Source organism: Caballeronia sp. LZ003 (assembly GCF_031451465.1).
Lineage (GTDB): Bacteria > Pseudomonadota > Gammaproteobacteria > Burkholderiales > Burkholderiaceae > Caballeronia.
In genome coordinates this window covers 1547726-1556624 of record NZ_JARUXJ010000004.1, presented here as the reverse complement: position 1 = coordinate 1556624, position 8899 = coordinate 1547726, and the positions used below count along the sequence as shown (strand labels likewise).

The following is an 8899-nucleotide window of genomic DNA, read 5'->3' as shown; positions in this document are numbered from 1 at the left end:
TCCGTGACCGGCCGCCCGCCCATGATCGGATAGATGTCCGAAGCTAGATAGTTTTCGACCTGGTTGACCCGCGACGGCGATCGCGAAGGCTTCCAATGTACAAGCCACGCTTCGGCCGCCTCCCTAAATGTCACGTAGGGTTTGACTTCTGTCTTGCGTCGCTCCTGCACCGGATCCACACCACCCGACAACACCTTGCGCGCCTGTGCGTGACGTTCGCGCGCCTCAGCCAGTGAGACGTCAGGGTACATGCCTAGGGACATGAGCTTCTCGCGGCCAGCAAAGCGATATTTCATTCGCCAGCATTTCGAGCCACTCGGTGTGAGCAGCAGATATAGGCCGCGTCCGTCAAACAGTTTTCTGGCTTTTCCAGCCGATCTGGCGTTGCGAATTGTGATATTGGTTAGCCGCATTTTTGGGGGTATCTTCTTTATGAAAAGCACTTCGACACTACCGCTACCCCCACGCGCACCCCCAAAAAGGGCACGCTGCGAAGGTATCTCCCGGGACCCCGCCGGATAAAAAAAGCGCGACAAACGCAATAAAATCAGGAAGTTGGATTCGCCACCCGTACTTCCTTAGACGGGCTTGTATGCCCTTGAAAAGGTGCTCTTCCTTCTTCTTGGGGATGCACACGAAGAACTCCGTAATCAGCCGCCGCCCCGCTTCCGCATCATAAGAACCGAAGACACAAGCAACGAGATCGAAAACCCACTGCGCGCCAGCCTCTCCGAACGTTGGCGAGCCGGGAGCGTCAACGATCTTCAGCTGCTTGAAGATCGAAAGCGCTTGCTCGGCTTGCTCCGGAAAAATCGGCGGCGGGATGATAGACCGCCCTGCCTTGATTCGCTCGCCCCAGTCGAGGCATGAGGTACTCCATTCAGGCATCGCGCAATACCGGCGAGAACGTATGCAGTCGAGCCTTCGCCTTGAGATACGCGGCGTGCGCGTCATCCTTGGACGAATAGAGTCCGAGACTCATCTTCTTTCCCACGTGCTCGATCTGCGCTTGCCACTTTGCCCGCTGCGAATGCCAATAAACGCCCTTGAGGCCGCTGCGCGCCTTCGTCTTCGTCGATGTGTTCTGAGCATTTTGCGCAGTACTGCACTCACGCAAATTGGACCATCGGTTGTCGCTTCGATCACCATTCCGGTGATCAATAAGGTCTGCAGGCCAGCGGTTGGTCATGTATAGCCACGCAAGCCGATGAGCAAAATAGAAACGACCGTCGATCTTGATTCGTCGATAGCCACGTTCCAGCATTCCCGCGTTCGCCCCCTTACGAGCGGCTCCTACAGCGCGCCGCCAAGTGAAGGCGCCCGTGTCGGCGTCGTAATGCAACACATCTCGCAGGCGGTCTGCGGTAATATCGGCGTCAGCCATGAAGACTCCTTGGTAGTCTGAATGGACAGAAGCCCGGCAAGCGCGTCAACGCTTCCGGGCTTCGTTCTTTGTGACTCGGGGCTTACTTGCGGTTGTTCACAATCAGTTTCGGCGCAGCCAACGACGCAAATTTGCTCGCAGCCTTCTGAGCCGCTTCCGCCTTTGCATCCTTTTTCCCGCCCTCGCCGAGCTTCTGATGCATGAAAGGCATCAGAACTTGCGCGGCCGTCACGCGAAGACGCGGCTCCGTCCGGCCGTCGTTCATGGCGGCCAGAAGAAACTGCTTCGGATCTGAAAAGTGAGTCATCGCGGTCAGGTCGAACCCAGCCGCGAGCGCTGCGCTCGCCACAGCTTCGTCGGCTTTCGCCCTTGCGTCTTCTTGCAACGCAAGGGCGTCATCCTGGGTCGCCGCAGCCGCTTTCGGCGTGCGCGCAGCCCTCGCCGCAGGCTTTTTGCGGTGTTCGGTCAGGTACGCGACCACGGCAACGTCTTTAACAAGCCGAGAGCCTGCGGCAGATGCCGTCTTAACGCTGTAACCGGCCGCGACAGCCGCGTTCTTATTGGACTTGCCGGCCAAAACAGCGTCGGCAAACAGCCGTTTCTTTGCTGTTAAAGCCATTAACAAAACTCCAAAACGGGGAAATTTTCTCTGAACGACGGAACGGGCGGTCTAGCAGATTTTACCTGCTGAACTTCTTACCCACCCCCACCCTTACAATCGGTACGATCTACAATCCAGCACCGCATTGGTGCGTTTCGCGCGCAGCATCAGCCCCGCGCCTCCTGACTCTGCTTCTCGCCGCTGTGGTGCCGCGCGCACAGCGACTGCCACCGCGCACTGTCCCAGAAGACCTTCATGTCGCCGCGATGCGGGTCCATGTGGTCGACGACTGATGCGTACGGCAACGCGATGCGGCGCTCAGCACACGCAAGGATGATCGCCTCGATGCTCGTCGCCGCGATACCTGCATCACGCAGGCAGAACGCGCAAAAGGGGTGAACGGCAAGGAACGCCGCACGCGCCTTCTGCCACTTGAAGCCGTAGCCGCGCTGCGCGCTGCTCGTCTTGTCCGTGCGCCATGAGCCCGGCTGCATCGTTGCTACTCGCGGGCTAGCCTGCTGCAGGCGCGGCTTGAGAGTTTGCAGTTTCGACATTAGCAAGTTGCAACACTGAGGTTCATGAACTAGCCTCGAACGAGGCTACGTGTCAGTAATAATGGTCAACTTGAAAACCGGAGTTGACTATGACGATGACTACTTACACGCATCTGGTGTGCGAATGCGGCCACCGCGGAACGCTGAAACTGCGCGAAAACGATCAGCCCTATTCAAAGGAGTGGAGCCAAGAAACCTATATCGACGGCGATCACCGCCAACAATACTCCGGGACGAACTCCACGTTCCATGCAGCCGAACAGACTTGTCCCGCCTGTGGGCGATAACGCAAAAAGCCCGCGCGGCGCGAACCGAGCGGGCTTTTCTTTGGGCGAGCGAACGCCCCACGCGCGAAATAGTACGATACGACGGACGGGTTTACAACCCCTTCGTGCAAATAAGCCCCTTCCCGATTAATGCCGGCCGCATCAGAGCTTTCGCTTCCATATAGTCGCGGTCCTGCGTCGCCGGACTACGCGGATTCTGGAACACAACCGCGCCCGCGACGAAGTTGCGCACGGCGGTCATCACAGCGATGCGATGCGCAAGCGACAGCTTCTGGATGATCGGATCGACAGCTTTGCCGGTTGCTGCGCGCAGCTGATTGTCTACCAGATCGCTGAGCTCGGAGTGATCCATCCACTGTCGACTGATTTTGAAGTCGCGGCACGTAGAATCCGCCCGGCCATATCCGAGCGCTGGCTCATAGGCCTGACTCCACTCGTACCATTCCGTCAGCACAGCGTCGATCTCGTCCGCAGCAATGGCGCTCGTCGTCATGTTGGTCCTCTTTCCGTATTGTTCGCAGCGGTGTCCGTGATTCTTGCCAATGGCGCAGATGGTTTGCATGGAGCCGATGAATTCGAAAGTTCGTTGGTGCGGGCAGCCCTTGCAGGTGCTGCCCTCCTTGTCTATCAGTTGCCGAAGCGGATCGCGGAATGCGCGCGGCGCGCGCGGTATCACTCGGCCACCTCGTACCGAGTCGCATAGAACGCCGATTCGTCTGACGCGCGCTGAGCGGTGGTTCGTCTAAAGCCAAGGCGAGGCCGCTGAGTCAGCGCTTGCTCGAGGGACCAAAACGAGTCGATCCGAGCGGAGATCACGTAGTGTGGGATACCCGTGATTTCCGACCATTCAGCAAGCGTCCGTCTTTCGCCGCCAAACGTAATGACGCGGTTATCTCTCTTGTTTCTCGCTTGCTCGACCCGATCTGCCCATTTGCAATTCGTCTTGTCGTATCGACCATTGACGTCGATTCGCTCAAGCGTCAACCCGTCGGGCCTCTCGCCCATATCGCGCAGGAATGCGGAGAACGACTCTTTCCATTCGTCGCAAACCGTTATGCCTCGTCCGCCATAATCACGAAATGCCTTGTTGGATTTCGAGTAGCACCTGGCTCGCATATCAACCCAGGACTTCCATGTCCCAGATTCGCTGCACCCATGAATGGTCTTCGCCATAGCAACCAATTGTCGCTGGAGACATCCGCATGAGCTTGTATTGCCACGTTTCACGCGTGTGCCGTCTGCCACAAGTTCGTTCCCACAATCGCACGCCCAAAGCCAGTTGGCCTTTCCGTTTTTTGCCGTGCCAACGCGTCTAAGCGCGACCAAGCGCGCGAAACGGCGGCCAGTCAGATCATCAAATGCAGGCATCGGGCACCTCATATCCAAATTTTTCGGCAACCCTCAATCTGCAGATCGCAACCTTCGGCGATTCGTCGGTGCACATGCCGTGAAAGTCGGGATTGAGATGCGCCTCCGCAAGCCATTCGAGCTTTCCGTCTTCGCGCAGACGCGGGTATGTCAGGTAGCGCTGACGTTCGGCGATTGGCGCGGTTATATGCCAGTTCTCAGACGGCTGGTACTGGAGATAGCCGACGTGCTGCACGTCGATCTGACACCAGTCAGCCCCGCATGCGTGCTTAACTTCGGCCTGCATGCCTTCGGCTCTCGCGACCCAATAGTCGAGCTGCGCGCCGGTCAATTGATCGACGTTCATGCCCAATCCCTCATTTCGATGCCAAGCACCAGCTTGAACGCTTCAGGCAGGTTGACGGAGACGGGCGTTTCTTCTTCTATCGGCACACCACTGATCGGACGCAAACATTCGTCGGCGATGGTTCCATCCTTGGCACTGATAATCCTTGGACACCCCGGAATCAACCCGACCAGCGGCCGCGACGATTCAAAATGCCACGCCCACATGCCTTCGATCATCCCCGCAGCCTCGACGACCTCAACCACCGCGCCGATGTTTTGTTGGAACTCTGAACTAACGACATAAGCAAGATCACCAGGTTTGCAACGAAGGTTCATACATGCCTCCAAGTTTTTCCCGATTTGATTGCTCCGATTTGTGATTGAGCAACGCCAAAACTCTTGGCGATTGTCCGCTGGGGGACGCCTTTCATCAGCAATTGGCGAATTTGCGGAATATCAACCGTCCGCAACTTCGCACTACCTTGCCTCTCACCCTTCGCGCCTCGATCGCGCTCGACGCGGTCTTGCGCGTTATCGAAATGCGAGCCCAAGACCAGATGGTGAGGATTCACACACGAGGGGTTATCGCAGGTGTGTCGCACGACTGCGCCCTTAATGTCCTCCAACCCAAGACCGTGTGCATTTGCATACGCGAGCCTATGCGCGCGCACAGTCTTCCCGTCGATTCTTACTTCGCCGTACCCATCTGGTCTAAGCGACTTACTCCATGGTTTGCAGCTCATGCTGTCGCTCCTTTCGATGTCGGCGCGTCCGGCGACATCCAGATGTAATCGGTGCAGTCTCGAAATTCGGCTAGCGACTTCCAGTTCTCTGCGTACAGGCAATCGACCCAGGCGTATTCCCGATCGACCCATGCTTTTTTCGGGATCGAGCCGCGATAGCCTTCAGGAATAAATGCCAGGGCCATGCACATGTATTCCGCGCCGCTACGGTCGAGATGCCGGACGCGGCGCAGGCCGTGCACCATCGTGTCTTTCGGCGTCTTCTGCGTCATGTAGGTGTAGCGGCCGCGCATGCCCTGCTCAGTCACAAGACCAACGACGGGTATCCGCACCGTCAACTTCTTGGGCTCCATCGTGTTCATGCTGCTGCTTCCTCCGTCAAACCCATCTTTGCGGCGCGCACTGGCTCCCACCGTTCATATGCGCGATCCCACGTTGCGAACTTGAGGTCGCGCGGCGCGCTGCCTTGATCGATCCACGCGTGACAGGCCATGCAGCCCGGCACGGTGAACTCGTGCTTTGCCTTGATGCCCAGACCTTTGCCGTGACGCGCCTGGTTGCTGTGCGCCGGCACAACGGTCTGCGCGCCGATGCAGACGCCCGCTACGCGCAGATAGCACGGCTCGCCGCGGCACGCCGCCAGATATTTCGAGCCCTCAGCGGCGGTCGGCTTCTTCACGCGCGACTTCATTGCCGAGCGGCGCAGCGAGGTCGACCGATCGGCAAGCGGCCATGCGGGGCGCTTCATCGGCGTCTTGCGCACGATGGCCGTGCGCCTCATAGCTGCACCGCGACCGGCGCGCTGATAACGCCGAGCACTGACACGTCGAGAACCGGTATATCGCCAGACAGACCGACAAGACACCGTGCGGGATACACCGTCATGCGAAGCCCACGAGCAATCGCGTGCTCGAGCGTGGCGCCAGGCGAGTTTTCCCAGCCCGGCAGCAGCGCGATGCCGTCGCAGTCGACGAGCTGCTTGATGTCCGCACGCATGCACGACAGCCAATCAGGGTTTGGGCCAACATCGATTTCTGCCGGGCTGATTACGCGGAAGCCCAAGGCACGAAGACGCGCCGCTTCGGCGTGGAACGCAGGGAAGTTCAGTTCCGGATAGCCCGACATCGGGCCTGCGATATAGAGCTTCACGCCGCCTCCTGCGAATACACGTGAGACTGATAACGCCCGCGCGCCGGCCGCTTCGCTTTCTGCGTCGGCAAGTTTTGTCCTGTGACCTGAGCCATTGCGACGGCAAAGACATTGCCGATGCACTTGCCTTCCTTGATGCGCTTGTTCACATACCTGGTGCGGTTGTATTCGTAGCGCGCCTTTGCATCGGGCTTGATCGCGTCTTCACCACGACCCCACATGAAAACAGGCATATACGGGCCGCCCGGGAATGAGCGCCTCCACGATTCGATATGTGACAGACCCTCGTGATGTGCATACCGCAGGAGATGACCGGCATGGTTGACGCTACATCCGAAAAGGCGCGCAACGTCTGGCGATGCAAATTTGTAGCCCGCCACCATGCGTGCCTTCAGCGCCTTATAGGTTGCTGAGCGAGCCATCGCCGCCTTGTTTTTTCGACGACCGAGCCCAAGATCCTGCGCGCGTACGAGGATGGCCCGCTCCGTTCGATTTGGCAAAAGATGCAGGCATTCCTTCACGAGTTTGTCGCAGCCCCAGATCTCTTTGACGAGGTCGTCTTCCGCCGTCGTCCAATGCAGTTTCCGTTTCATCAGATTTCCTTCACCGAGATGTTGTGCACCGCGAGCATCTGCTTACGCTTTTGGATGTAGGTGCGGTTCTTACGCGTCGCGACAGACTTCACGTCTTCGACGACTTCCTTGTCGGCATCGACATCGAAATAGACGAAGTCGGCGACATACTTCGATGCCCGCTCCCATGAACCGTCGTCGCGCTGCGCTCGAGCGGTGAGGACATACGGGACCTGCAAGCGCAGATCGCGGATGCGGCCGGCGGCTTGCAACTGAATCAGGTGGAACCAGCGCGAACGCTCTTTCTCGCTGTCGAACTTGATGCCGTTGTGCTCGCACTTTGAGTTGCGGTACTTCGGCGGCTTCTTCGACTGCATGTGAAGCATCAGTTCGCGCGACGGCTCGAACCGCGCGCCGCAACTCGCGATCGTTTTGCCAAACGGGTCAAGCGGGTCGTCCAGCGCACTTGACTGCGGCGGATTGCCGGTGCGCTTGTAGATCTCGCGCTGGGCGTGCGTCATCTGAGGTAGAACGCTGTCGTCGCGCACGCGCGCGGTGCCGACGTTTTTCGTTCCTTCAGGCACGTACATCGGCCAGGGTGCGGAGCGCTTCGTCATGCGGCACCCATGCGTTTAGCATCGAGCTGCAGGAGCGTCGCGGCCTCGTCGCCTCCGGCGTGACCGACAGCCTTCGCGATGAGAACGTGCAGACCACGGATGCCGTCTTCGGTCGTGAGGCCGCCTTCGCGTTCGAGTCGAGTCTGTGCGATCGCACGGCGCGCGCGCTCGATCTGCTCGGTGCGCAGCGCTTCGCTCATCTCGAGGCGCGGCACATCGCTCTTCGAGATCCATTGACGCGGCATGAGCGATTTGCAGATGTCGCGGAATTCCGGAAGCGTCGGCGGGAAGGTCTTGTGCTTTTCGGAGCACTTCGCGAGCGCCTTCAGAACGATCGGCTGCGGGAATTCGCGAAGGCCATTCAGCCACACTTGCCGCGCCGACGACATGCCAACGTCTTCGCCGTTTTCGACCTGCCCGATCCGGTATTTGTCGAGCACCGCGTTTCCATACATGCCATGCAGGAGCATGAAGAGGCGGCGAATCTGCACTTCGTCGATTGCGTCAGACATCGATGTACTCCATCGGGACGTTGCTTGTCGGGAAGATCGCGGCAGCGGCGGCAGTGCGATCGTTTTTGCTCGTGGCGCCGCGTTTGTTCAGCCCAGCCCAATCGGCGCGAATGGCTTCCATGAACGCTTCGTCCCAATCGGCGTACGTGTAGCCCTTGGCTCGACATTTGCCGACGAACGAATCGAAATGCGCTTGCAGGTTGCGATGGCCTTTTTCGGCTGCCCACTGCATGACGCGCTCAGAGATCGCGAATTGAGGCGAGATAGTCGTCTTCGCCGGAGCACGTTTGCGGGTGCGCGCGGGATGCGCAGCATCCTGTACTTGGTTAATTGACGGTTCAAGGACGGTTAAGGACGGATTGGGTGTCACCGTGACACCCCGTTCGCACTCCGCTGACACCCCGTTCGATCGTGGCTGACACCCCGTTGCTTCGTCGGTGACACCCCGTTCATCTTCACGACCTGTCACGCTGACACCCCGTTTTTTGCTCATGACCATGTCGTAGACGACGGGTCGGCGATCACCACGCGAGATGTAGGCGGCAACAATTTTTTGGTTGCCTTTGACGATCAATCCCATCTCTTCGAGCAGATCCAGCTTGCGTCGAATAGTGCTTTCCGACAGCCCTGTGTCATCCGAAAGCGTCGCCGCCGAAGGAAATGCAGCCTTGCCGCTGTTGTCCGCGTAGTTCGCAAGACAAAGCAAAACGTGGCGAGCATGCGCATCCGTCACGTCCTGCTGTTCGATGGCCCATGCCATTGCTTGAATACTCATGCTCGCCCCA

The 8899-nt window shown here is 58.7% G+C and carries 16 protein-coding genes; all 16 read right to left on the bottom strand.

All coding sequences use genetic code 11. The features are described from left to right. Nucleotides 1–413 (bottom strand): Arm DNA-binding domain-containing protein (locus QCE79_RS31020; protein ID WP_309850519.1); only part of this gene is annotated, 413 nt, incomplete at its 3' end. A 43-nt stretch (nt 414–456) separates the two neighbouring features. After that, nucleotides 457–888: a hypothetical protein gene (locus tag QCE79_RS31015; RefSeq protein WP_309850516.1), complete on the bottom strand. Its 432-nt coding sequence runs from the start codon at nt 886–888 to the stop codon at nt 457–459. Next, nucleotides 881–1384: an HNH endonuclease gene (locus QCE79_RS31010; RefSeq protein WP_309850513.1), complete on the bottom strand. Its 504-nt coding sequence runs from the start codon at nt 1382–1384 to the stop codon at nt 881–883. Before QCE79_RS31010 ends, QCE79_RS31015 begins: the two co-directional genes overlap by 8 nt. 82 nt (nt 1385–1466) lie before the next feature. Further along, a complete protein-coding gene (locus QCE79_RS31005; RefSeq protein ID WP_309850510.1) occupies nt 1467–2003 on the bottom strand; it encodes a terminase small subunit in 537 nt (178 codons plus the stop codon). Nucleotides 2004–2152: 149 nt separating this feature from the next. Next, the gene (locus QCE79_RS31000) at nt 2153–2479 is read right to left on the bottom strand and encodes an HNH endonuclease (protein ID WP_309850508.1); all 327 of its coding nucleotides are present in this window, start codon (nt 2477–2479) and stop codon (nt 2153–2155) included. Nucleotides 2480–2917: 438 nt separating this feature from the next. Continuing rightward, entirely contained in the window at nt 2918–3502 is a 585-nt protein-coding gene (locus QCE79_RS30995; protein WP_309850505.1) for a hypothetical protein, read from the bottom strand. 678 nt (nt 3503–4180) lie between these two features. Then, nucleotides 4181–4540 carry a phage protein NinX family protein gene (locus tag QCE79_RS30990; protein ID WP_309850502.1) on the bottom strand — a complete coding sequence of 120 codons (360 nt, stop codon included), beginning with the start codon at nt 4538–4540 and terminating at the stop codon, nt 4181–4183. Next, nucleotides 4537–4857, bottom strand: a complete 321-nt coding sequence (locus QCE79_RS30985) for a hypothetical protein (protein ID WP_309850499.1) — start codon at nt 4855–4857, stop codon at nt 4537–4539. Before QCE79_RS30985 ends, QCE79_RS30990 begins: the two co-directional genes overlap by 4 nt. Beyond that, nucleotides 4854–5264 carry an HNH endonuclease gene (locus QCE79_RS39415; RefSeq protein WP_404989435.1) on the bottom strand — a complete coding sequence of 137 codons (411 nt, stop codon included), beginning with the start codon at nt 5262–5264 and terminating at the stop codon, nt 4854–4856. The genes QCE79_RS30985 and QCE79_RS39415 overlap by 4 nt, the downstream gene beginning before the upstream one ends. Further along, complete coding sequence (locus tag QCE79_RS30980) at nt 5261–5626, bottom strand: hypothetical protein (RefSeq protein WP_309850496.1); 366 nt, start codon at nt 5624–5626, stop codon at nt 5261–5263. Before QCE79_RS30980 ends, QCE79_RS39415 begins: the two co-directional genes overlap by 4 nt. Beyond that, nucleotides 5623–6045, bottom strand: a complete 423-nt coding sequence (locus QCE79_RS30975; protein ID WP_309850494.1) for a nuclease domain-containing protein — start codon at nt 6043–6045, stop codon at nt 5623–5625. The genes QCE79_RS30980 and QCE79_RS30975 overlap by 4 nt, the downstream gene beginning before the upstream one ends. Beyond that, nucleotides 6042–6413: a DUF4406 domain-containing protein gene (locus tag QCE79_RS30970; protein WP_309850491.1), complete on the bottom strand. Its 372-nt coding sequence runs from the start codon at nt 6411–6413 to the stop codon at nt 6042–6044. The genes QCE79_RS30975 and QCE79_RS30970 overlap by 4 nt, the downstream gene beginning before the upstream one ends. Then, a complete protein-coding gene (locus tag QCE79_RS30965; RefSeq protein WP_309850488.1) occupies nt 6410–7006 on the bottom strand; it encodes a hypothetical protein in 597 nt (198 codons plus the stop codon). Before QCE79_RS30965 ends, QCE79_RS30970 begins: the two co-directional genes overlap by 4 nt. Further along, nucleotides 7006–7602 (bottom strand): DUF1064 domain-containing protein, encoded by a 597-nt coding sequence (locus QCE79_RS30960; RefSeq protein WP_309850485.1) that lies wholly within the window; start codon nt 7600–7602, stop codon nt 7006–7008. Before QCE79_RS30960 ends, QCE79_RS30965 begins: the two co-directional genes overlap by 1 nt. Continuing rightward, nucleotides 7599–8114 (bottom strand): hypothetical protein, encoded by a 516-nt coding sequence (locus QCE79_RS30955; RefSeq protein ID WP_309850483.1) that lies wholly within the window; start codon nt 8112–8114, stop codon nt 7599–7601. Before QCE79_RS30955 ends, QCE79_RS30960 begins: the two co-directional genes overlap by 4 nt. Continuing rightward, nucleotides 8107–8889 carry a helix-turn-helix domain-containing protein gene (locus QCE79_RS30950; RefSeq protein ID WP_309850480.1) on the bottom strand — a complete coding sequence of 261 codons (783 nt, stop codon included), beginning with the start codon at nt 8887–8889 and terminating at the stop codon, nt 8107–8109. Before QCE79_RS30950 ends, QCE79_RS30955 begins: the two co-directional genes overlap by 8 nt. Nucleotides 8890–8899: the final 10 nt, after the last annotated feature.

Excerpts from the sequence above, each read along its gene's own strand:
- QCE79_RS31015 (WP_309850516.1), bottom strand. The coding sequence starts at position 888 with ATGCCTGAATGGAGTACCTCATGCCTCGACTGGGGCGAGCGAATCAAG.
- QCE79_RS31010 (WP_309850513.1), bottom strand. The coding sequence starts at position 1,384 with ATGGCTGACGCCGATATTACCGCAGACCGCCTGCGAGATGTGTTGCAT.
- QCE79_RS31005 (WP_309850510.1), bottom strand. The coding sequence starts at position 2,003 with ATGGCTTTAACAGCAAAGAAACGGCTGTTTGCCGACGCTGTTTTGGCC.
- QCE79_RS31000 (WP_309850508.1), bottom strand. The coding sequence starts at position 2,479 with ATGCAGCCGGGCTCATGGCGCACGGACAAGACGAGCAGCGCGCAGCGC.
- QCE79_RS30990 (WP_309850502.1), bottom strand. The coding sequence starts at position 4,540 with ATGAACGTCGATCAATTGACCGGCGCGCAGCTCGACTATTGGGTCGCG.
- QCE79_RS30985 (WP_309850499.1), bottom strand. The coding sequence starts at position 4,857 with ATGAACCTTCGTTGCAAACCTGGTGATCTTGCTTATGTCGTTAGTTCA.
- QCE79_RS39415 (WP_404989435.1), bottom strand. The coding sequence starts at position 5,264 with ATGAGCTGCAAACCATGGAGTAAGTCGCTTAGACCAGATGGGTACGGC.
- QCE79_RS30980 (WP_309850496.1), bottom strand. The coding sequence starts at position 5,626 with ATGAACACGATGGAGCCCAAGAAGTTGACGGTGCGGATACCCGTCGTT.
- QCE79_RS30975 (WP_309850494.1), bottom strand. The coding sequence starts at position 6,045 with ATGAGGCGCACGGCCATCGTGCGCAAGACGCCGATGAAGCGCCCCGCA.
- QCE79_RS30965 (WP_309850488.1), bottom strand. The coding sequence starts at position 7,006 with ATGAAACGGAAACTGCATTGGACGACGGCGGAAGACGACCTCGTCAAA.
- QCE79_RS30960 (WP_309850485.1), bottom strand. The coding sequence starts at position 7,602 with ATGACGAAGCGCTCCGCACCCTGGCCGATGTACGTGCCTGAAGGAACG.
- QCE79_RS30955 (WP_309850483.1), bottom strand. The coding sequence starts at position 8,114 with ATGTCTGACGCAATCGACGAAGTGCAGATTCGCCGCCTCTTCATGCTC.
- QCE79_RS30950 (WP_309850480.1), bottom strand. The coding sequence starts at position 8,889 with ATGAGTATTCAAGCAATGGCATGGGCCATCGAACAGCAGGACGTGACG.